Origin of the sequence: Paraburkholderia phytofirmans PsJN, assembly GCF_000020125.1 — a bacterium.
Lineage (GTDB): Bacteria > Pseudomonadota > Gammaproteobacteria > Burkholderiales > Burkholderiaceae > Paraburkholderia > Paraburkholderia phytofirmans.
The window spans coordinates 1085755-1106091 of record NC_010681.1; the positions used below are offsets into that span (position 1 = coordinate 1085755).

20 protein-coding genes are annotated in these 20337 nt (G+C 61.6%); 13 read left to right on the forward strand and 7 right to left on the reverse strand.

All coding sequences use genetic code 11. From position 1 onward, the window contains the following. Nucleotides 1-12: 12 nt before the first annotated feature. The 3 genes from BPHYT_RS04695 to BPHYT_RS04705 all read left to right on the forward strand — a co-directional run bounded on the left by BPHYT_RS04695 (nucleotide 13) and on the right by BPHYT_RS04705 (nucleotide 3303). Nucleotides 13-975, forward strand: coding sequence for a substrate-binding domain-containing protein (locus tag BPHYT_RS04695; RefSeq protein ID WP_012432015.1), 963 nt, complete (start codon nucleotides 13-15; stop codon nucleotides 973-975). Between the two features lie 90 nt (nucleotides 976-1065). Continuing rightward, nucleotides 1066-2115: a sugar phosphate isomerase/epimerase family protein gene (locus tag BPHYT_RS04700; RefSeq protein ID WP_012432016.1), complete on the forward strand. Its 1050-nt coding sequence runs from the start codon at nucleotides 1066-1068 to the stop codon at nucleotides 2113-2115. 33 nt (nucleotides 2116-2148) lie between these two features. Then, complete coding sequence (locus BPHYT_RS04705) at nucleotides 2149-3303, forward strand: Gfo/Idh/MocA family protein (protein ID WP_012432017.1); 1155 nt, start codon at nucleotides 2149-2151, stop codon at nucleotides 3301-3303. Nucleotides 3304-3353: 50 nt separating this feature from the next. Here BPHYT_RS04705 and BPHYT_RS04710 read toward each other — a convergent pair whose 3' ends face one another. The 3 genes from BPHYT_RS04710 to BPHYT_RS04720 form a co-directional block, all read right to left on the reverse strand. Continuing rightward, nucleotides 3354-3614 (reverse strand): hypothetical protein, encoded by a 261-nt coding sequence (locus BPHYT_RS04710; protein ID WP_012432018.1) that lies wholly within the window; start codon nucleotides 3612-3614, stop codon nucleotides 3354-3356. A gap of 276 nt (nucleotides 3615-3890) precedes the next feature. After that, nucleotides 3891-5060 (reverse strand): ABC transporter substrate-binding protein, encoded by a 1170-nt coding sequence (locus BPHYT_RS04715; protein WP_012432019.1) that lies wholly within the window; start codon nucleotides 5058-5060, stop codon nucleotides 3891-3893. A gap of 34 nt (nucleotides 5061-5094) precedes the next feature. Then, complete coding sequence (locus tag BPHYT_RS04720) at nucleotides 5095-6036, reverse strand: CysB family HTH-type transcriptional regulator (protein WP_012432020.1); 942 nt, start codon at nucleotides 6034-6036, stop codon at nucleotides 5095-5097. Between the two features lie 220 nt (nucleotides 6037-6256). Between BPHYT_RS04720 and BPHYT_RS04725 the strand changes: the two genes are divergently transcribed. The 6 genes from BPHYT_RS04725 (at nucleotide 6257) to cobA (ending at nucleotide 12477) form a co-directional block, all read left to right on the forward strand. Next, on the forward strand, nucleotides 6257-7936 hold the full coding sequence (locus BPHYT_RS04725) for a nitrite/sulfite reductase (protein ID WP_012432021.1): 1680 nt from the start codon (nucleotides 6257-6259) through the stop codon (nucleotides 7934-7936). Between the two features lie 22 nt (nucleotides 7937-7958). Then, nucleotides 7959-8498, forward strand: a complete 540-nt coding sequence (locus tag BPHYT_RS04730) for a DUF934 domain-containing protein (protein ID WP_012432022.1) — start codon at nucleotides 7959-7961, stop codon at nucleotides 8496-8498. Then, complete coding sequence (locus BPHYT_RS04735; protein ID WP_012432023.1) at nucleotides 8495-9241, forward strand: phosphoadenylyl-sulfate reductase; 747 nt, start codon at nucleotides 8495-8497, stop codon at nucleotides 9239-9241. The genes BPHYT_RS04730 and BPHYT_RS04735 overlap by 4 nt, the downstream gene beginning before the upstream one ends. A gap of 110 nt (nucleotides 9242-9351) precedes the next feature. Continuing rightward, nucleotides 9352-10314 carry a sulfate adenylyltransferase subunit CysD gene (cysD, locus tag BPHYT_RS04740; RefSeq protein ID WP_012432024.1) on the forward strand — a complete coding sequence of 321 codons (963 nt, stop codon included), beginning with the start codon at nucleotides 9352-9354 and terminating at the stop codon, nucleotides 10312-10314. Nucleotides 10315-10339: 25 nt separating this feature from the next. Continuing rightward, nucleotides 10340-11656 (forward strand): sulfate adenylyltransferase subunit 1, encoded by a 1317-nt coding sequence (locus BPHYT_RS04745; protein WP_012432025.1) that lies wholly within the window; start codon nucleotides 10340-10342, stop codon nucleotides 11654-11656. Nucleotides 11657-11721: 65 nt separating this feature from the next. Next, a complete protein-coding gene (cobA, locus tag BPHYT_RS04750; protein ID WP_012432026.1) occupies nucleotides 11722-12477 on the forward strand; it encodes a uroporphyrinogen-III C-methyltransferase in 756 nt (251 codons plus the stop codon). Between the two features lie 14 nt (nucleotides 12478-12491). On the opposite strand, the gene BPHYT_RS04755 is transcribed toward cobA, so the two are convergent. Continuing rightward, nucleotides 12492-13517 carry an AraC family transcriptional regulator gene (locus BPHYT_RS04755; protein ID WP_012432027.1) on the reverse strand — a complete coding sequence of 342 codons (1026 nt, stop codon included), beginning with the start codon at nucleotides 13515-13517 and terminating at the stop codon, nucleotides 12492-12494. 133 nt (nucleotides 13518-13650) lie between these two features. Here BPHYT_RS04755 and BPHYT_RS04760 point away from each other — a divergent pair, with 133 nt between their 5' ends. The 4 genes from BPHYT_RS04760 (at nucleotide 13651) to BPHYT_RS04775 (ending at nucleotide 17612) form a co-directional block, all read left to right on the forward strand. After that, nucleotides 13651-14583: a BKACE family enzyme gene (locus BPHYT_RS04760; protein WP_012432028.1), complete on the forward strand. Its 933-nt coding sequence runs from the start codon at nucleotides 13651-13653 to the stop codon at nucleotides 14581-14583. 95 nt (nucleotides 14584-14678) lie between these two features. After that, nucleotides 14679-16022 (forward strand): MFS transporter, encoded by a 1344-nt coding sequence (locus tag BPHYT_RS04765; protein ID WP_012432029.1) that lies wholly within the window; start codon nucleotides 14679-14681, stop codon nucleotides 16020-16022. A 41-nt stretch (nucleotides 16023-16063) separates the two neighbouring features. Further along, a complete protein-coding gene (gene fabG / locus BPHYT_RS04770; protein WP_012432030.1) occupies nucleotides 16064-16804 on the forward strand; it encodes a 3-oxoacyl-ACP reductase FabG in 741 nt (246 codons plus the stop codon). A 16-nt stretch (nucleotides 16805-16820) separates the two neighbouring features. Further along, nucleotides 16821-17612 (forward strand): SDR family oxidoreductase, encoded by a 792-nt coding sequence (locus BPHYT_RS04775; protein WP_012432031.1) that lies wholly within the window; start codon nucleotides 16821-16823, stop codon nucleotides 17610-17612. A gap of 77 nt (nucleotides 17613-17689) precedes the next feature. Here the strand turns inward: BPHYT_RS04775 and BPHYT_RS04780 are convergent, their stop codons facing one another. Genes BPHYT_RS04780 through lptF form a run of 3 tightly spaced genes read right to left on the reverse strand, consistent with a single transcriptional unit; the run spans nucleotide 17690 to nucleotide 20334 of the window. Then, the gene (locus BPHYT_RS04780; RefSeq protein ID WP_012432032.1) at nucleotides 17690-18073 is read right to left on the reverse strand and encodes a sirohydrochlorin chelatase; all 384 of its coding nucleotides are present in this window, start codon (nucleotides 18071-18073) and stop codon (nucleotides 17690-17692) included. 11 nt (nucleotides 18074-18084) lie between these two features. Next, entirely contained in the window at nucleotides 18085-19233 is a 1149-nt protein-coding gene (gene lptG / locus BPHYT_RS04785) for an LPS export ABC transporter permease LptG (protein WP_007175952.1), read from the reverse strand. Between the two features lie 3 nt (nucleotides 19234-19236). Next, nucleotides 19237-20334: an LPS export ABC transporter permease LptF gene (lptF, locus tag BPHYT_RS04790; protein ID WP_012432033.1), complete on the reverse strand. Its 1098-nt coding sequence runs from the start codon at nucleotides 20332-20334 to the stop codon at nucleotides 19237-19239. Nucleotides 20335-20337: the final 3 nt, after the last annotated feature.

A 20337-nucleotide genomic window follows, 5' to 3' on the forward strand; every position in this document is an offset into this window, starting at 1 on the left:
GGAGACACAACCATGAAGCAGGTCATTCGAGCGGTCGGCGCCGGCATGCTGGCGTTGGGAATACTTGGCACGGCGAACATTGCTCGCGCCGACGAAAAAGTCACATTGGGTGTTGCGATTCCGACGGCCGACCACGGCTTCACGGGCGGCATCGTCTGGTGGGCAAACAAGGCCAAGACCGATCTGGAGAAGGCGCATCCCGATCTGAAAGTGATCGTTAAGACCGCGGCCGGCGCGCCTGAACAGGCGAACCAGTTGCAGGATCTGGTGACGGTGAACAAGATCAATGCGCTCGTGATCTTCCCGTTCGAATCGGCTTCGCTCACGCAACCGGTTGCGCAGGTGAAAAAGAAGGGCGTGTACGTGACGGTGGTGGATCGCGGCCTGACCGACACCAGCGCGCAGGATGCGTACGTGGCGGGCGACAACACCGCGTTCGGCAAGATTCCCGCCGAGTTTCTGGCGAAGGAGTTGGGCGGCAAGGGCGATATCGTTGCGCTGCGAGGCATTCCGACGACGCTCGACAACGAACGCTGGACCGCATTTACCGGCGTGCTGAAGGCGTATCCGAACATCAAGATTCTCGATGCGAAGTACGCGAACTGGAATCGCGACGACGCCTTCAAGGTCATGCAGGATTACCTGACGCGCTTCAAGCACATCGACGCCGTCTGGGCCGCCGACGACGACATGGCCGTCGGCGTGATCAAGGCGATCGAGCAGGCCAAGCGCACCGACATCAAGATCGTGTTTGGCGGCGCGGGTTCGAAGGGCATGGTGAAGAACGTGATGGACGGCGCGCCGATGATTAAGGCCGACGTGTCGTACTCGCCGAAGTTTATCTACGACGCGATCAAGCTCACCGCCGAAGCGCGTCTGAAGGGCGACAAGCTGCCGGCCACCACGATCATTCCGTCGGTGCTGATCACGAAGGAAAACGCGCAACAGTTCTATTTCCCGGACTCGCCGTTCTGAGCTGAGCATTCGGGGCGCGCCGCCGAAGCCTGAGCCGCACGTTGCGCGGCAGCGGCACGGCGAGCGCGCCCTCGTTCGAGGAGCCATACGATGAAAACCATCCAAGGGCCGGCAATCTTTCTCGCCCAGTTCATGGGCGACGAAGTGCCGTTCGACAACCTCGCGCATCTTGCCGAGTGGGCCGCGGGTCTCGGCTTCAAGGGGATTCAGGTGCCGTGCGACAGCCGCCTGATCGATCTCGAACAGGCGGCGGCGAGCCAGACGTATTGCGACGAGTTGCGCGAGATCGTGGACAACGCGGGCGTGACGATCACCGAACTCTCGACGCATCTGCAAGGGCAGCTCGTCGCTGTGCATCCGGCGTATGACGCGTTATTCGACGGCTTTGCCGCGCCGCATGTGCGCGGCGATCCGGCCGCACGCACGCAGTGGGCGATCGAGCAGATGAAGCTCGCGGCGAAGGCGTCGCAGCGTTTGGGATTGACCACACACGTGTCGTTTTCAGGGGCGCTCGCGTGGCCGTATTTGTACCCGTGGCCGCAGCGTCCCGCAGGTTTGGTCGAAGCGGCGTTCGACGAACTCGCACGCCGCTGGACGCCGATTCTCGATGCCTTCGACGCAGCAGGCGTGGACGTGTGCTACGAACTGCATCCCGGTGAAGACCTGCACGACGGCGTGACCTTCGAGCGGTTTCTCGACGCGGTGAAGCAGCATGCGCGCGCCAACATCCTCTACGATCCAAGCCATTTCGTTTTGCAGCAGCTCGACTACCTTGCGTTCATCGACATCTATCACGAGCGCATCAAGGCGTTCCATGTGAAGGACGCGGAGTTTCGTCCGAACGGCAAGCAGGGCGTGTATGGCGGCTATAGCGGCTGGGTCGAGCGGGCGGGGCGCTTCAGATCGCTCGGCGACGGCCAGATCGATTTCGGCGCGATCTTCTCGAAGATGGCGCAATACGATTTTCCGGGCTGGGCCGTGCTCGAATGGGAGTGCGCGCTGAAGCATCCGCACGACGGCGCACGCGAAGGCGCCGAGTTTATTCGGCGGCACATCATCCGCGTGGCCGAGCATGCATTCGACGATTTCGCGGGCAGCGGCGTGGATGCCGCGCAGTTGAAGCGTGTGCTCGGCATTTAAGGTGTGCGGCCATAACGCGAAGGAGTAATGGCGATGCCACAACGAAGGCTCAAACTGGGAATGGTCGGCGGCGGGCAGGGCGCGTTCATCGGCTCGGTGCATCGGATCGCGGCGCGGCTCGACGACCGGTTCGAACTGGTGGCGGGCGCGTTGTCGTCCGATCCGAAGCGTGCGCAGGCGAGCGCCGATGAGGCGGGAATCGCGCGCAGCTACGCGGACTGGCGCGACATGGCGCGCGCCGAAGCCGCGCGCGAGGACGGCATCGACGCGGTGGCGATCGTCACGCCGAATCATCTGCACGCGCCGGTCGCGACGGCGTTTCTCGAAGCCGGCATTCACATCGTGTGCGACAAGCCGCTGGCGATCTCGCTCGCGGAAGGCGAGGCGCTGGCGAAACTGGCTCGTGAGAAGAACAAGCTGTTTGCATTGACGCATACGTATTCTGGCTATCCGTTGGTGCGTCATGCCCGCGAGTTGATCGAAAGCGACGAGTTGGGCGAAATACGCGTCGTGCAGGTCGAATACGCGCAGGACTGGCTGGCGGAGCCGATCGAAACGAGCGGCACGAACAAGCAGGCGGGTTGGCGCACCGATCCGGCGTTAGCGGGGCCGGCGGGATGTCTCGGCGATATCGGCACGCATGCTTATCATCTTGCTGCGTTTGTCACGGGTATGACGCCGCATGCACTCGCGGCGGAAGTGCATACCTTCGTGCCGGGGCGCCGGATCGACGATCACGTGCAGGCGATGCTGCGTTATCCGAACGGCGCGCGCGGCATGTTGTGGGCGAGCCAGGTGGCGAGCGGCGCGGAAAACGCCTTGCGTTTGCGGGTGTACGGAACGAAGGCGGGTCTCGCGTTCGATCAGGAACATCCGAATGAATTGTGGTTCACGCCGTTGGGCGGCGCGGCGGAGCGCCTGACACGCGGGCGCGTGAAGAGCGCGATCGCGGCCCACGCGACGCGCGTGCCCTCGGGACATCCCGAAGGTTATCTGGAAGCGTTCGCGCAGTTGTACAAAGACGCGGCCTTGCAGATCGAAGCGTTGGCCGCGGGGCGCGCGTTGCCCGCCGAGAGCCTGTTACTGACTACGGTGGAGGATGGCGTGGCGGGGCTGCGGTTTATCGATGCCATGCTCGCGAGTAGCGCGGCGGATGGGCAGTGGCGGGAGATCGCGCGCAGCGCTTGAGAGCCGGTTTATCTTGCGGCGTGAACCATGAGCGGGATTGATCGCCGTACTCAACCGCCCTTGCTCTTTTTGATCTGCTCTTCGAACGCGATATCCAGCTTGCTTGCTTTGCGTGGCTTTGGTGGACCGAACCCGTCGACGAATTTGACGAAGTCGTCGAGCGTCAGCGGATCGGAGACTTTCTTGTCCGTGCCGCTCGATTTGTCGACCAGATAGAACAGGCCGCCGGACAGGCTGATCGCGGCGAACTGCGGATTGCCGCTGCGGGTTTTCAACCGCTCGACGGCGTGGATGGCTCGGGTGGTGCGCATGATGTGGGAGACGGCTGGCTGAAGGGTTGCACTTTAACAGCAGACAGTGGCGTGCCGGATTGTTGATGATTTCTTTGGTGGCTAATCGCCCTGTTCGCCGCGGCTATTCGAGCGTTATACGATTTTTTCAGCGTGTACGATTTTTCGATACGTTCAATAGAAACCGTACACGCATGCTCTGCCGCACGCCCACTGCACGACCATCAATGCAGTATAGAGCGTGCGCACCGCCCGACTGGCGCGTCCGGGCGGTGCGGCTACCTGGATGCGGCTATCTTACTGACTCAAATAAACAAACTTCCCATTCCTGATCACACCCATCACACTCGCCCGCTGATCCAACCCCACGTGATCCTTCGGGCTCGTGTTGACCACACCGTTCGGCACGACCAGTTCATGCGCGTGCTCCAGTTCGTCTCTTAGCGCGATGCGGAACGCCGGCGTGCCCGGCTGCGCCGTCTTCAACGCGCGGGCCACGGCGTCCTGCAAACGCGGAAACACGCCCGCGGCATCGCCCGCGAATTGCGTCACGCTGCCCGGGCCGTACTTCGCTTCGTATTCGTTCGTGAAAGCGAGCGCCGCCTTCTTCGCCGGATGATCGGCCGGCAGCGTGCGCGCCACCACGACCGGCTGCGTCGGGAACAGCGTGCCTTCCACGTCCTTGCCGCCCAGCTTGATGAACTCCGGCGTGGCGATGCCGTGCGTCTGATAGATCGGACCTTTGAAGCCGCGCTCGATCAGCGTGCGCTGCGGCAGCACGGTCGGCGTGCCGGCGCCGGCGATCAGGATCGCGTCCGGCTTGGCGGCCATCAGTTTCAGAATCTGGCCGGTGACGCTCGCATCGGTGCGGTTGTAGCGCTCGGTGGCCACCAACTGAATATGACGCAGCGCCGCGAACTTGCTGAACTCGTTAAGCCAGCTTTCGCCGTAGCCGTCCGCGAAACCGATGAAGCCCACCGTCTTCACATTGTGGTTCGACATGTAGCGCGTCATCACGTCGGCCATCGCGCTGTCGGTTTGCGCCATCTTGTAGGCCCACACCTTCTTGCCTTCCTGCGGCTCCACGACGCTTGCCGAGCCGATCAGCGTGATCATCGGCGTCTGGCTCTCGGCGACCGGATCGAGCGCGGCCATTGCCGCCGGCGTGATGTTCGGGCCGACGATCACGTCCACATGATCCTCGTTGATCAGCTTGCGGATGTTGCGCACGGCGGCGCCTGGGTCGGAGGCGTCGTCGAGGAAGATGTAGTCGGCTTTCTGGCCGGCGATCGTGGCCGGCCACATCAGCATCGCGTTCTTGCTGGTGATGCCGATCACAGCCGCCGGGCCGGTGCTCGACAGATCGATGCCGACCTTGATGTCGGCGTGTGCAGCGGTGGCGAGCAACAGCGCGCCAAAACCTAAAGCGGCGGTGAGGCCGCTGAATTTTTTCTTATACGACGTCATCGAAGGGTCTCCGTAGCGAGAAGCGGTGGTGTTATCAAAGTTCGTAGGTTTCGTGTTCGCCCTTGAGCGCCTGCTCGATCAGCTTGCGGTTCATGCTCGGCGACAACAGCTCGACGAGCGTATACACATAGCTGCGCAAATAGGCGCCCTGTTTCAGCGCGACCCGCGTCACATTGCTGCCAAACAGGTGGCCAACCGGCATCGCGCGCAAATGGCGGTCGCGCTCGGCGTTGAACGCGATATCCGCCATGATGCCGACGCCGAGGCCCAATTCCACGTAGGTCTTGATCACGTCGGCGTCGATTGCTTCGAGCACGATATCCGGATGCAGCCCGCGCAGCCGGAACGCCTCGTTGATCTTGGTGCGGCCGGCGAACGCGTTGTCGTAGGTGATCAGCGGATACTGGGTCAGATCATCCAGCGACAAAAGTTTGCGGTCGAGCAGCGGATGATCCGGTTGCATCACGGCGACGTGGTGCCACTGGAAGCACGGCAGCGACACCAGTTCCTTATAGTTGGCAATTGCTTCGGTGGCGATGGCGAGATCGGCCTGATCGTGCAGCACCATTTCGGCGACCTGAGTCGGGCTGCCTTGCAGAATCGAAAGGTGAACTTTGGGAAAGCGCTTCTTGAATTCGGCGATGGCGGCTGGCAGCGAGTAGCGCGCCTGCGTGTGGGTGGCGGCGATCACCAGATTGCCCTGATCCTGCGCCGCGTAATCTTTACCGACCCGTTTGAGGCTCTCCACCTCCTGCAGGATCTTCTCGACTGACTGCAAAATGATGCGTCCCGGCTCGGTCAACGAGCGCACGCGCTTGCCGTGGCGCGTGAAGATTTCCACGCCCAGTTCGTCTTCCAGCTCGATGATTGCCTTGGAAACGCCCGGCTGGCTGGTAAACAGCGCCTTGGCAGCTTCGGTCAGGTTGAAGTTCTGCCGCACAGCCTCGCGGACGAAGCGGAATTGGTGCAGGTTCATATATAACCTCTCCGCATATCAAAAGAATTTTTTAGTCGTTTGAAATATAAGGGCAGTTTATTACGATCTGTCCATCTTTTTCAATATGGATATCTGTATTTGTCATAAGCAAATGAGCGATGGGTCTAAACGTTCATTGGCGAAGACTGACAAAGAGGAGGTCCAGAGCGTGGCGGAACCGGACCGTCATGCTTCACTTGCAAAAAATTGGGGTCCCCGAATGTATCAATACGATCAGTACGACCAGACCATCGTCGATGAACGGGTCGCGCAGTACGCAGATCAGGTTCGCCGCCGCTTGTCGGGCGAATTGAGCGAAGAGGAGTTCCGTCCGCTGCGCCTGCAGAACGGCCTGTACTACCAGCGTCACGCGTACATGCACCGCATCGCGATTCCGTACGGCAACCTGCGCAGCGACCAGATGCGCGTGCTCGCGCAGATCGCGCGCGAACACGACCGCGGTTATGGCCATTTCTCGACGCGTTCGAACATCCAGTACAACTGGATCAAGCTCGAAGAAACGCCGGAAATTCTGCGCAAGCTCGCCGCAGTGCAAATGCATGGCATTCAGACATCGGGCAACTGCATCCGCAACATCACTGCTGACCAGTTTGCCGGCGTCGCGCCGGATGAAGTCGTCGATCCGCGTCCGTGGGCCGAAATTCTGCGCCAATGGTCGACGTTCCACCCGGAATTCGCATGGCTGCCGCGCAAGTTCAAGATCGCCGTGTCGGGTTCGAAGGAAGACCGCGCTGCCGTGCAGATTCACGACATGGGCGTGTATCTGCGCAAGAACGAGCAGGGTGAGCTGGTGGCCGACATCCTGGCCGGCGGCGGCATGGGCCGTACGCCGATCATCGGCGCGATCATCCGGAAAGACCTGCCGTGGCAACATCTGCTGACGTATTGCGAAGCCGTGCTGCGCGTGTACAACCGCTACGGCCGCCGCGACAACATGTACAAGGCGCGCATCAAGATTCTCGTGAAGGCGTTGAGCCCGGAGAAGTTCTCGGCGCAAGTCGAAGAAGAATGGCAACACCTGAAGGACGGTCCTTCGACGCTCACGCAAGCCGAAGTGGATCGCGTGTCGCAGTACTTCCAGCCGCCGGTGTACGAAAAGCTCGCGGATACCGACGCATCGTTCGAAAAGCATCTGCTGGAAAACCGTGCGTTTGCGCGTTGGGTCGAACGTAACGTACGTCCGCACAAAGTCGAGGGCTACTCGTCGGTGACGCTGTCGCTCAAGCCGACCACGATCGCTCCGGGCGACGCAACCGATGCGCAAATGGAAGCCGTCGCCGATTGGGCCGACGAGTACTCGCTCGGCGAAATCCGCGTGTCGCACGAACAGAACCTGATCCTCGCCAACGTGAAGAAGCGTGACCTGTTCGCGCTGTGGGAAAAGGCCAAGGCGCAAGGTTTCGCGACGCCGAATATCGGCTTGCTGACCGACATCATCGCGTGCCCGGGCGGCGATTTCTGCTCGCTCGCAAATGCGAAGTCGATTCCGATCGCGCTGGCCATTCAGGAACGCTTCAACGATCTGGACTACGTGTACGACCTCGGCGACGTGTCGCTGAACATCTCGGGCTGTATCAATGCGTGCGGTCACCACCACGTCGGCAACATCGGCATTCTGGGCGTCGATAAGGACGGCTCGGAGTGGTATCAGGTGACGCTCGGCGGCGAGCAGGGCACGGGCGCTACCGGCGCTCACCTCGGCCGCGTGATCGGCCCGTCGTTCTCGGCGGAAGAAATGCCGGACGTGATGAGCAAGGTGATCGATACGTTCGTGGAAAACCGCCACGAAGGCGAGCGCTTCATCGAAACGTACAACCGCATCGGCATCACCCCGTTCAAGGAACGTGTGTACGCCTCGCGTCAACCGGCTCACGCGTAACCGCGAAAAGGATACTGAACAGATGGCTTCTATCATCAAGAATCGCGCGATCGTCAACGATGACTGGACGGTGGTGCGCGCCGCGGAAGACGGTACGCTGCCCACGGTAAACGAATTGCCCGCGGGCAAGGTGCTGGTGCCACTCGCGTTGTGGCAGGCTGAGCGCGATGCGTTGATTGCTTCGCGCAGCGCCGCTGAAATCGGCGTGTGGCTCGCGCCGGATAGCGAACCGGCGGATATCGTCGCCGACTTCGACAAGATCGCGCTGATCGGCGTGGACTTCCCGGTGTTCCGCGACGGCCGCGGCTACAGCATCGGCCGCCTGCTGCGCGAGCGCTATGGCTACAAGGGCGAACTGCGTGCAATCGGCGACGTGCTGCGCGATCAGTTGGCATTCATGTTCCGTTGCGGTTTCGACGCATACGCATTGCGCGCCGATAAAGACTTCGACGACGCGCTCAAAGCGTTCGACGAATTCAGCTTCAACTATCAGGGCGCGGTGAATTCGTCGCCGCTATTCCGCCGCCGTGAAGCGGGCGAACTGGCGAAGGCATCGGCATGAGCGAAGATCAAGCCCTCACGCCGGAACTCGCTGCGAAGGTCGAGCGCCTCGATGCGCTGCTCGACTCGATCGCCGCGCGTCACGAGAACGTGAAACTCGCCAGCAGCCTCGCAGCGGAAGACATGCTGCTCACGCATGCGATTCTGTCGCGCGGCGTGAAAATCGGCATCTTCTCGCTGAACACCGGCCGTTTGCATGCGGAAACGCTCGGCATGCTCGATCGCGTGAAAGAGCGCTACGGCTACGACATCGAACAGTTTCATCCGCAAGCCGCGGCGGTCGAGGAATACGTCGGCTCGCACGGTCTGAACGCGTTCTACGAAAGCGTCGATCTGCGCAAGCGCTGCTGCGAAATCCGCAAGGTCGAGCCATTGAACCGCGCGCTGTCTGACGTGAGCGCATGGGTCACGGGCCAACGCCGCGAGCAGTCGGTGACGCGCGCCGAGTTGCATGCGGAAGAGCACGACGCCGCGCGCAACATCGCCAAGTTCAATCCGTTGACCGACTGGACCGAAGCCGAAGTGTGGGCCTATCTGAAAGCGTTCGACGTGCCCGTCAATCCGCTGCATGCACGCGGTTACCCGAGCATCGGCTGCGAACCGTGTACGCGCGCCGTGCGCCCCGGTGAAGATAGCCGGGCAGGGCGCTGGTGGTGGGAGTCGCGCGATACGAAGGAATGCGGACTGCACATCACGACGATTACGCCGATCGCGGTCGATCGCAGCGCAAACGCCTCGGCCTGAAGTTTGAGCGAACGGGCCTTGGTTTTCGGCCCGAACACCGCACATACCGATTTGAATACTTCCGCGACGCGAGCAACCGCTTGCGACGCGAACCAACGAAGGACCCAGATATGAGCACCACGCTCGATTCCACTGTGAACGCACCGCTCGCCAACACGGCAAACCGTATGGATCACCTCGACTGGCTCGAAGCCGAGTCGATTCACATCCTGCGCGAACTGGTCGCTGAATGCAGCAAGCCCGCGCTGCTGTTTTCGGGCGGCAAGGATTCGGTCGTGGTGCTGCACCTCGCGCTGAAGGCCTTCGGCATTGGCGCTAATCGCAAGACTGTGCTGCCGTTCCCGCTCGTGCATATCGACACCGGTCACAACTACGACGAAGTGATCGATTTCCGCGATCGTCGCGCGAAAGAGATCGGCGCTGAGCTCGTGGTGGGTCATGTGGAAGATTCGATCAAGCGCGGCACGGTGCGCCTGCGCCGTGAACTGGATTCGCGCAACGCGGCGCAAGCCGTGACGCTGCTCGAAACCATCGAAGAATATGGCTACACCGCGCTGATCGGCGGCGCGCGCCGCGACGAAGAAAAGGCCCGTGCGAAAGAACGGATTTTCTCCTTCCGCGACGAATTCGGCCAATGGGATCCGAAGGCACAGCGCCCGGAACTGTGGAGCCTGTATAACGCGCGTCTGCATAGCGGCGAACATCTGCGCGTGTTTCCGATTTCGAACTGGACCGAACTCGACGTGTGGCAGTACATCGCTCGCGAACAGCTCGAACTGCCGTCGATCTACTACGCGCATCAGCGTGAGATCGTGCGCCGCAATGGCCTGCTTGTTCCGGTTACGCCGCTCACGCCGATGCGTGAAGGCGAAGTCAGCGAAACGGCGCTGGTGCGCTTCCGTACCGTCGGCGACATTAGCTGCACGTGCCCGGTGGAAAGCGATGCGGACGATCTCGAGAAGATCATCGCCGAAACGGCCGTGACCGAAATCACGGAGCGCGGCGCGACGCGGATGGACGATCAGGTCTCCGAAGCCGCGATGGAACAGCGTAAGAAGCAAGGTTATTTCTAAGCACACGAACGAGGGTAAAGCAATCATGAGCGGTATTCACCAACCAGAAGACCTCGGCGTGCTGCGTTTCATTACCGCGGGCAGCGTCGACGATGGCAAGAGCACGTTGATCGGCCGCCTGCTGTACGACAGCAAGGCTGTGCTTTCAGACCAGCTCTCGGCACTGTCGCGCGCGAAGAATAAGCGTACCGTCGGCGACGAAATCGATCTGTCGCTGCTGACCGATGGCCTCGAAGCCGAGCGTGAGCAAGGCATCACGATCGACGTCGCGTACCGTTACTTCGCGACCGCGAAGCGCAAGTTCATCATCGCCGATACGCCGGGCCACGAGCAGTACACGCGCAACATGGTGACGGGCGCGTCGACCGCGCACGCGGCGATCATTCTCGTCGACGCGACGCGTGTGACGTTTGTGGATGGCGTGGCGCAATTGCTGCCGCAAACCAAGCGTCATAGCGCGATCGTCAAGCTGCTCGGTTTGCAGCACGCGATTGTCGCGATCAACAAGATGGATCTCGTCGATTACAGCGAGCAGCGCTTCAACGAGATTCGCGACGCGTATGTCGAACTCGCGCGTCAATTGGGTTTGAACGATGTGCGCTTCGTGCCGGTGTCGGCGCTCAAGGGCGACAACATCGTGACGGCGAGCGAAAGCATGCCGTGGTACGCGGGCGAACCGCTGCTGGACCTGCTCGAAGCGTTGCCGGTCGAAGTGCCGACAGGTCAGGCGCTGCGTTTCCCGGTGCAGTGGGTGGCGCGTCAGGATGGCAGCCAGGCCGACGATTTCCGCGGCTACATGGGCCGTGTCGAAGCCGGCGAAGTCAAGCTCGGCGATACGATCGTCGTGCTGCCGGCCAATCGTGAAGCAACGGTCGCCGAGATCATTGCGCCGGTGCCTGGCGGCACGGCGGCGGTGGACCGCGCGTTCGCGGGTCAAACGGTGACGATCCGTCTCGCGGAAGATGTGGACGTCTCGCGTGGCGACACCTTCGTGCTGCGTGAAGCGGCGCCGGAGCCGGCGAAGAAGCTGGAAGCCGACTTGTGCTGGTTCGACGACACGCCGCTGTCGACGCAACGCAAGTATCTGTTGAAGCAGACCACCAATACGGTGTTCGCGCGGATCGGTGCGATCAAGGAGGTGCTCGACGTGCATACGCTGTCGCAAGCGACCGATCGCAAGGAACTGGCGATGAACGACATCGGCCGCGTGGCGCTGACGTTGCAGAAGCCGCTGGTGTGCGATGTGTATGACTCGCATCAGGGCACGGGCGCGTTTGTGCTGATCGATGAGGCGACGCATCACACCGTTGCGGCTGGGATGATTCGGGCGTTTTCTGCGTAAGCGGGCGAGGGCGCATGGCGACGCAATACTGCGTGGCTCGCGCCCCAACCAACAGGTTGATTCAAATGGGTAAGGTTTATCTGATCGGCGCGGGGCCCGGCGCTGCGGACCTGATTACGGTACGTGGCGCGCGCCTGCTCGGCACCGCCGACGTGGTATTGCACGACGCGCTGGTCGAAGCGGCCATGCTCGATTACGCGCCAGCGCGTGCGCGGCGGATTGCGGTGGGTAAGCGTTGCGGGCAATTGTCGACAGCCCAGCAGTTCATCAACAAGCAGATCGTCGACGCCGCTTTGGAGCACGACGTGGTGGTACGCCTGAAAGGCGGCGACCCGATGCTGTTCGGCCGCGCCGATGAGGAGATGCGGGCGCTGGAAGCGGCCGGTATCGACTATGAAGTGGTGCCTGGAATCACCGCTGCGCTGGCGAGCGCGGCGTCGTTGAAGCGCTCGCTGACGCTGCGGGGTGTATCGCGCAGTGTCGCGCTGGCCACGTTCAGCCGTGCGCCGGGTTCCGATGAGATTCGTGAACAGGTGAATGCGGACTCGCTCGTGTTTTACATGGGCCGCGATAGCGGCGTCGAGATCGCGCAGCAGTTGATCGATGCCGGCAAGCCTGCTGCCACGCCGGTGGCGATTGTCGAAGCTTGCAGCACCGAGCGCGAGCGCATGCTGACGCTGACACTCGAAGAACTCGCAGCCGGCGACGCGCAGCGCTGGGTCGATGCATCGCAGCCGAGCCTGCTGATGATCGGCGACGCGTTCGCCGAGCGGCGGCTCGACGTGGTGCGTGCGGCTGACGGAATGCGGGTCGCCGCGTAACCATCGCCCCGTAATCAGCCCCGCAACTCTCCCGGCCCTTTCCCTGTCCAGCGCTTGAGTGCCCGCCGGAAATTCGCGGGGTCGCTGAAGCCGAGCAGCATCGCGATATCGTCGGTGCTCATCTTCGTGGTCTTCAGATATTCAGTGGCAAGCGAACAGCGCACGTCGTCGACGATTGCGACGAACGACGTGCCTTCGCTCTCCAGCCGCCGTCGTAACGTGCGGCTCGTCATCTTCAATGCTTGCGCGGCTTCTTCCATCCCCGGAAATTCGCCGGGCTTGCGCATCAGCATCTGATACACCTCCCCCGATACGCCGACCGATGTCTTTGCCTGCCCGATCAACCGATCGCAGGTTTCCTGCAATAACGTGGCGGTGAGCTGGTGCGCGAGCTGCGGCTTCTGCTCGAGAATGCTGCTGTCGTAATGAAGCTCGCACTGCGGCTGATCGAAATAGCACGGACAACCAAGGTACTCGCTGTAGACGTCCGCATGTGCGGGCGCCGGATACGAAAAGCAGGCTTTGGTCGGCGGACAGCTTCGCCCTGCAACGTCCTGAAGATGCGTGACGTGCTGCATGAACTGCTGTTCGAGCAGGAACTGGCGCAGTTCGGGCGACGGACCGGAGATGAAAGCGTCCGGAAATGTCCAGATGCCTTCGTCCGGATATTCGGTCCATTCGATCGTGAGCGTCGGCGTTGCGAGCTGGTGATACTTCACGCCCAGCCGGAAGTAATCGCGCAACGACAGGCAAGACATCAGCGCATAGCCGTACATCCCGTATGCGGACAGATGCAGCCGCGAGCCGGTGATGAACGGCGTCGCCGGACTGCATGACAGCAGGATCGCATTGCGGCACACGGCCATGTATTGCCGCACCGAAGTCAGCGCCGCTGCATCGTTGATCCGCTCGGCGTCCACACCGCTGCCCTTCAGGCAGTCCTCGGGCGCAATGCCCTGTTCGCCGAGCACTTCGACCAGGGCTGCGATCTTGTACGGCGCGTAAATGCGCTCGTTCTGCAACGGCAACTTCGACGGCATGGCTTCACCTCAGATTGTCCCGGAACAACATCCGCGTGTCCGAAAATGACCTTACGGACGGCATCGTATCCCACTAATATCGGTATCACAACAGGCAGTCCATTCGTGGATCGCCGCCGATAAGGAGACACCCTTGCTCAACCGCAAAGTCATTATTTCCTGCGCAGTGACCGGCGCGACGCATACGCCGTCGATGTCCGAATATCTCCCTGTGACGCCCGCGCAGATCGCCGCCCAGTCGATCGAAGCGGCCGAAGCCGGTGCCGCGATCCTGCATCTGCACGCACGTAATCCCGCCGACGGCAAACCCACGCCTTCGCCCGAAGTGTTCCGGCAATTCGTGCCCGCGATCGTCGAGGCCACCGACGCGGTCATCAACGTCACGACTGGCGGCAGTACGCGCATGACGCTTGCCGACCGGCTCGCCTACCCGCGCCTCGCGAAGCCGGAAATGTGCTCGCTGAACATGGGCTCGATGAACTTCTCGATTCACCCGATCGCCGCGCGCATGCAGTCGTGGCGCTATGACTGGGAGAAGGACTACATCGAGGGGATGGAAGACACGATCTTCCGCAATACCTTCAAGGACATCAAAAGCATCCTGCTCGAACTGGGCGAGGCCGGCACACGCTTCGAGTTCGAATGCTACGACGTCGGGCATCTGTACAACCTTGCGCATTTCGTCGACCAGGGTTTGATCAAGCCGCCGTTCTTCATTCAATCGGTATTCGGCATTCTCGGCGGACTCGGCGCGGACCCCGAGAACATGACGGTGATGCGTTCGACCGCCGACCGGCTGTTCGGCCGCGAAAACTACCAGTTCTCGATTCTTGGCGCGGGCCGTCATCAGATGGCGTTCGTGACGATGGGCGCGATCATGGGCGGCAACGTGCGCGTGGGCCTCGAAGACAGCGTGTATCTGTCTAAGGGCGTGAAAGCCGAAAGCAACGCTCAGCAGGTGCGCAAGATTCGCCGCATTCTCGAAGAGCTGTCGTTCGAGATCGCGACACCGGCCGAAGCGCGACAGATGCTCGGCCTTAAAGGTGCGGACAAGGTCAGCTTCTGAGCCGGTGCCCGCGCAAGCCGCCGACCCGCTGAACCGGCGAGCCGGTCAAACCCAATCGATAAAAACAACAACACGCCTTCTTAGGTGGAGACATCATGACAACCCAAAGCGCCGGCCCTGCCGGCAACGCGCTGCATCGCATCGCGACGCATAAGGCGATGCTTAGACTGATCCCGCTGATGTGCGTGATCTATTTCATGTCGTACCTCGACCGCACCAACGTGTCGCTCGCGAAGGCGCGGCTCGCCACCGATCTCGGCATCAGCGCGGCCGCGTACGGTCTCGGTGCGGGCATCTTCTTCATCGGCTACGCGCTGCTCGAAGTGCCGAGCAATCTGGTCGCGCACCGGGTCGGGCCGCGTCGCTGGATCGCGCGGATCGCGATCACGTGGGGCGCGCTCTCGGCGTCGATGATGTTCGTGCAGGGCGAGTGGTCGTTCTATGCGATCCGCGTGCTGCTCGGCATCGCCGAAGCGGGTCTTTTCCCGGCGCTGATGTATATGGTGACGATGTGGTTCGCGCCGCAGGATCGCTCGGTGGCGGTGGGCTGGATTTACACCGCGCCGGCGCTTGCGCTCGTGATCGGCAATCCGCTGGGCGGCGCGTTCATGCAGATGGACGGCTTGGGCGGCCTGCACGGCTGGCAGTGGCTGTTCCTGCTCGAAGGCTTGCCGACCATCTTCGTGGGCGTGCTTCTGTGGTTCAAGCTGCCGGAAAAGCCGTCCGACGCACGCTGGCTGTCTGCCGACGAAGCGCGCGCACTCGAAGCGCGCGCCGTGCCGGATGCCGCGCATCCGGGAATGTTCTCGCAGGACTGGGTCGCCGCGTTGAAGCGTCCGGCCACGGTGCTGATCGGCCTGATCTACTTTCTGAACCAGGTCGCGTTCGTCGGGCTCGTGTTCTTCACGCCCGCGATGATCCAGCAGATGCATGTGAAATCGCCGCTGATGATCGGCGTGTTGTCGAGCAGTGTCGGGATCGGCTTTCTGCTCGGCGTGCTGGTGCTGCCGCGCATTCATCGCCGGGTGACGAACGACTGTCTCTATCTGGGCGTGCTGACCTTGGGGCTGGTGACCAGCGCGATCCTGTTCATGTCGACGAGCGTGCTGTCGACACAACTCCTGCTGTTCGTCGCGACCGCGTTCTTCGCGGGCGGCGTGTTGCCGCTCTACTGGGCAATCGCGATGAAGCGGCTGCACGGCATCCAGGCCGCGGCGGGACTCGCGTTCATCAACACGATCGGCCTGATCGGCGGATTCGTCGGGCCGTATCTGTTCGGCCTCGCGGAAAGTGCGTCAGGTCATAGCGCGTCCGGCTTTTCGGTGGTCGTGGGCGCGTCGGTTCTCGGCCTGGTCCTCGTGCCTTTGCTCGCGAAGGCGATTCAGTCAGAGGGACGCGCGGCGAGCCTCGCCGAACCGCTGTTGAACACCGAGTCATAACTGCAGCGCCATTGCGGCGCTTCCGACTACGAGAACAAACAATGAGATTGAACGGAAAGGTCACCATCGTGACGGGCGCGGGGCAGGGCATCGGCGCTGCGACCGCACTCAAATTCGCGAAAGAAGGTGCGCGCGTCGCGGTGTGCGACGTGAATCACGACGCGGTGTCCCGAGTCGTGGCCGCGTGCCACGCGGCGGGTGCGCAAGCGCTCGGCTTCACGCTCGACGTGACGAACCGCGCTGCGGTGGACGGCATGGTCGCCGACGTGCGCGAGCGGTTCCGGCAGATCGACGTGCTGGTGAACAACGCAGGCATCACGCGCGACGCGCGCCTGCAAAAGATGACGCTCCAGCAATTCGACGATGTGATCGACGTGAACCTGCGCGGCGTGTTCCATGCGGCGCAGGCGGTCGTCGACACGATGATCGCTCAAGGCTCGGGCGTGATCCTGAATGCAAGTTCCGTGGTCGGCCTCTACGGCAACTACGGCCAGACCAACTATGCGGCGGCGAAGTTCGGCGTGATCGGCTTTACGAAAACATGGAGCCGCGAACTGGGACCGAAGGGCATTCGCGTCAACGCGATTGCGCCGGGCTTCATCGACACGCCGATTCTCTCGACCGTGCCGCAGGAAGTGCTCGCGAAAATGCGCGAGCAGGTGCCGCTGCGCCGGCTCGGCACGCCCGAGGAGATCGCCAATATCTACGCCTTTCTCGCGAGCGACGAAGCGAGCTATATCAACGGCGCCGTGATCGAAGCATCCGGCGGTATGACGCTTTAAACATTCGAGGATCTGCGTGAAAACCATCGACCTTCTCAGACCCACTCCCGGACTGCGCGTACTGATTTCAGGCGCTGCGGCGGGCATCGGCGCAGCGATCGCGCAGGCGTTTCTGGATGTCGGCGCGAACGTCTATATCTGCGACGTCGATCCCGCCGCGATCGACCGCGCCAGAACCGCGCATCCGCAACTGCACGCCGGCGTCGCGGACGTGTCGGATTGCGCGCAGGTAGACCGCATCATCGACGACGCGCGCTCGAAGCTCGGCGGCCTCGATCTGCTGATCAACAACGCGGGCATTGCCGGACCCACCGGCGCGGTCGAGGACCTCGATCCGGCGGAGTGGGAACGCACGATCGGGACGAACCTGAACAGCCAGTTCTATTTTCTGCGCAAGGCCGTGCCGCTGCTGAAGGAAACGTCGGCCAACCCGGGCATCATTGCGATGGCGTCGGTCGCGGGACGCCTCGGTTACGCGTTCCGCACGCCGTACGCGGCGAGCAAATGGGCGATTGTCGGGATGGTCAAGTCGCTGGCGATCGAGCTTGGACCGAACAATGTGCGCGTGAACGCAATCTTGCCGGGCGTCGTGGAAGGCGAACGGATGGACCGCGTGATTTCCGCGCGCGCCGAATCACTCGGAATCGGCTTCGATCAGATGAAGGGCGAATATCTGCAGAAAATTTCGCTGCGACGGATGGTGACCGTGCACGACGTCGCCGCAATGGCGCTGTTCCTCGCTTCGCCGGCGGGGCAAAACATTTCGGGGCAGGCAATCAGCGTCGACGGGAATGTCGAATATCTTTGAGCGATGAAGCCGCGCCGCTGGGGGGGGAAGTGTCTGCAGGAGTAGGGGCGCTTTTCTTCAGCAGCGGTTTGCAGGCGTCATCCAGCCTGGCGCTGGCAATACTGCGCGACCGCATCGAGAACCGCTTCGTCCTCGCCGACCGCCACCGCGCAGTCGATCCGCACGTCCGGCTGCGCCTCACGGCAGCGCTCGATCAATTCGGGCAAATCCTTCCTGATATGTCCGCCTTGCCCGAAGAACACGGGCACCACGGTAATCACATCGCAACCCTGAGCCACGATTTGAGCCACCGCCGTTGGCAGGCTCGGTTCCATCAACTCGAGAAATGCCAGCGAGACCGGGCCGGCCGTTTCGTCCGTTGCACGCAACGCGCGCAGCTTTTCAGCGAGCCTCTCAAACGGCTCGCGCCAGCGCGGGTCCCTTGCGCCATGACCAAAGAGAACCAGCCCTTGCGTAGCCATTTCATCAGCTCCTAATGCCGATCAACCCACTTCAACCCAACCAACCCGAGCACCAGATAAACCAACCCAGGCGTAGCCGCAGTCAAAGGAGCAGGCCAGGTATTCAACGTGCCAATATGCGAGAACAGCGTATTGAACAACTGAAAACTCATCCCCAGCATGATCCCGCCGAAAACCTTCATCCCGACGACACCAGCCCGCGTATGCAAATACGCAAACGGTAACGACAACACCAGCATCACGAAAACCGCAAACGGATAAAGCAGCTTGCGCCACAGCGCAATTTCATACCGCTGCGTATCCTGATGGTTCTCGGTCAAATGCTGGATATACCGGAACAGATTGAACATCGACATCCGATCCGGCGACACCAGCAGCACCGACAGAATCTGCGGCGTCAATTCCGAGCGCAGCGAATACTCCGGCACCGCGACTTCCTTCGCCCGATACACCGGATTCAGCGCATCCGCGGGCGTGCCCGGAGGAGGGGGCACGTCGATCAATTGCGTATCGGTCACGCCGGTCAATTGCCAATGGCCCGGCGGCTGATATTTGCCGCTCTTCGCAGTCCGCACGTTAGAAAGACGGAATTTCGAATCGAACTCGTAGATGCGCACATTGCTGATGGTCGCGTCGGGCTTCAATTCGCCGACGTTCACGAAGCGCGTCACCTGTTCGCCATCCGCGCGCGCCGTGAGCGTATCTTTCACCCACACGCCCGACTCGAAATTACTCGACACCGAAGACCCCAGCGCCTCGAGCCGCACGCGCTCCGACAATTGATCCGTATAAGGCCCGACCACTTCGCCGATCAGATACGTCAGCAAAACAAGCGGAATGCCGATCTTCAACAACGAACGCAGCGCCTGATTCGTAGCAAGCCCGGACACGCGGAAAATCGTGTACTCCGAGTTCGCGGCCATTTGCGCGAACACATAAATCGCGCTGATCAACGCGGCGACCGGAATGATTTCGTAGAAGCGCGACGGCGTTTGCAACGCAACTCGCAATACCGCGTACTGGAATTTGTAGTTGCCGTGGCCAACCGAATTCAATTCGTTGATCAGGTCGAAGAAGAAGAACAGACCCGAAAACGCAAACAGAATAAAGATGAACGTGAGATAAATCTGACGCGCGAAGTACCTTTCATAGATGCGCATCGGTCAGGCTCCTTGCGAACGGCTGAACATTGCCCGCGTGAAGAGCGGCCGGTTGCGCACGCGCAGCCAGAAAATGAACGCGACAATCGCCGCGACGATCACGTGCAGACCCACCAGCCCGACCGGGAACGACATCTTGCCCTGCTCGATCCACGACTGCACCACGTTCAACAGATTCGAATACGTCAGATAGATCAGCACCGCCATGACGAGATTGATGGTGCGGCTGCGCCGCGGATTCTGGTGCGCGAGCGGAATGGCCAACAGCATCAGATTGATCGCGATGAGCGGCAGCCCCGCACGCCACGCGAATTCGGCGAGATTGTCGTTGGTCGGGTTGCGCAGCAGCGTGAGGGTGGGCGTGCCGGTGGTACTGGGCGTATTGACAACCGGCTGGCTCTGGATCTTCACGCCGTAGCGTTCGAACTCCATGATGCGAAAATCGGGCTGGCCCGGCTGGCCGTCGTAACGGCGGCCGTTTTCCAGCACCACGAAGCGATCGCCGTTCTTACGCGTTTCCGTATGGCCGGTCTTCGACACGACCACGTTGACCTTGCCGTTTTCCGTGCTGGTCACGAACACGTTTTCCACACGCGCCTGGTCAGCCGACATCTTCTCGATGAAGAACACGCGGTGACTGGTGGCCGATTCGCGGAACTGACCCGGCGCGAGCAGCGAGACCTCGTCGCGCTGCTGGAAGCGCGCGCGGATCAGCTTGCTTTGCTGGTTCGACCACGGCCAGCCGACGAACACGAAGAACATGATGAGGATGATGATCGGCGTGGCGAAAATACCGATCGGCTTGATGAATTGGGTCAGACTGACACCCGAGGAGAGCCACACGACCATCTCGGAGTCTTTGTACCAACGGGTCAGGACGAACAGGATCGACACGAACAGGGTCGCGACGAGCATGATCGCCAGGTAGCCGATCACGGTCAGGCCGATCAGGACCAGCACGTCGCGCGGGTCGATCTCGCCCGAGGCTGCGAAGCCGACGATGCGGATCATCATCGTCGTCAGCACGAGCGTGAGGAGAACCATGAACACGGCACCAGCCGTATACGCGAGTTCGCGCTGGAGGGAGCGTTCGAAGATCATTAT

Bases quoted from the DNA above. Each gene is read 5' to 3' on its own strand.
- BPHYT_RS04695 (WP_012432015.1), top strand. From the start codon at position 13: ATGAAGCAGGTCATTCGAGCGGTCGGCGCCGGCATGCTGGCGTTGGGA.
- BPHYT_RS04700 (WP_012432016.1), top strand. From the start codon at position 1,066: ATGAAAACCATCCAAGGGCCGGCAATCTTTCTCGCCCAGTTCATGGGC.
- BPHYT_RS04705 (WP_012432017.1), top strand. From the start codon at position 2,149: ATGCCACAACGAAGGCTCAAACTGGGAATGGTCGGCGGCGGGCAGGGC.
- BPHYT_RS04710 (WP_012432018.1), bottom strand. From the start codon at position 3,614: ATGCGCACCACCCGAGCCATCCACGCCGTCGAGCGGTTGAAAACCCGC.
- BPHYT_RS04715 (WP_012432019.1), bottom strand. From the start codon at position 5,060: ATGACGTCGTATAAGAAAAAATTCAGCGGCCTCACCGCCGCTTTAGGT.
- BPHYT_RS04720 (WP_012432020.1), bottom strand. From the start codon at position 6,036: ATGAACCTGCACCAATTCCGCTTCGTCCGCGAGGCTGTGCGGCAGAAC.
- BPHYT_RS04725 (WP_012432021.1), top strand. From the start codon at position 6,257: ATGTATCAATACGATCAGTACGACCAGACCATCGTCGATGAACGGGTC.
- BPHYT_RS04730 (WP_012432022.1), top strand. From the start codon at position 7,959: ATGGCTTCTATCATCAAGAATCGCGCGATCGTCAACGATGACTGGACG.
- BPHYT_RS04735 (WP_012432023.1), top strand. From the start codon at position 8,495: ATGAGCGAAGATCAAGCCCTCACGCCGGAACTCGCTGCGAAGGTCGAG.
- cysD (WP_012432024.1), top strand. From the start codon at position 9,352: ATGAGCACCACGCTCGATTCCACTGTGAACGCACCGCTCGCCAACACG.
- BPHYT_RS04745 (WP_012432025.1), top strand. From the start codon at position 10,340: ATGAGCGGTATTCACCAACCAGAAGACCTCGGCGTGCTGCGTTTCATT.
- cobA (WP_012432026.1), top strand. From the start codon at position 11,722: ATGGGTAAGGTTTATCTGATCGGCGCGGGGCCCGGCGCTGCGGACCTG.
- BPHYT_RS04755 (WP_012432027.1), bottom strand. From the start codon at position 13,517: ATGCCGTCGAAGTTGCCGTTGCAGAACGAGCGCATTTACGCGCCGTAC.
- BPHYT_RS04765 (WP_012432029.1), top strand. From the start codon at position 14,679: ATGACAACCCAAAGCGCCGGCCCTGCCGGCAACGCGCTGCATCGCATC.
- fabG (WP_012432030.1), top strand. From the start codon at position 16,064: ATGAGATTGAACGGAAAGGTCACCATCGTGACGGGCGCGGGGCAGGGC.
- BPHYT_RS04780 (WP_012432032.1), bottom strand. From the start codon at position 18,073: ATGGCTACGCAAGGGCTGGTTCTCTTTGGTCATGGCGCAAGGGACCCG.
- lptG (WP_007175952.1), bottom strand. From the start codon at position 19,233: ATGCGCATCTATGAAAGGTACTTCGCGCGTCAGATTTATCTCACGTTC.
- lptF (WP_012432033.1), bottom strand. From the start codon at position 20,334: ATGATCTTCGAACGCTCCCTCCAGCGCGAACTCGCGTATACGGCTGGT.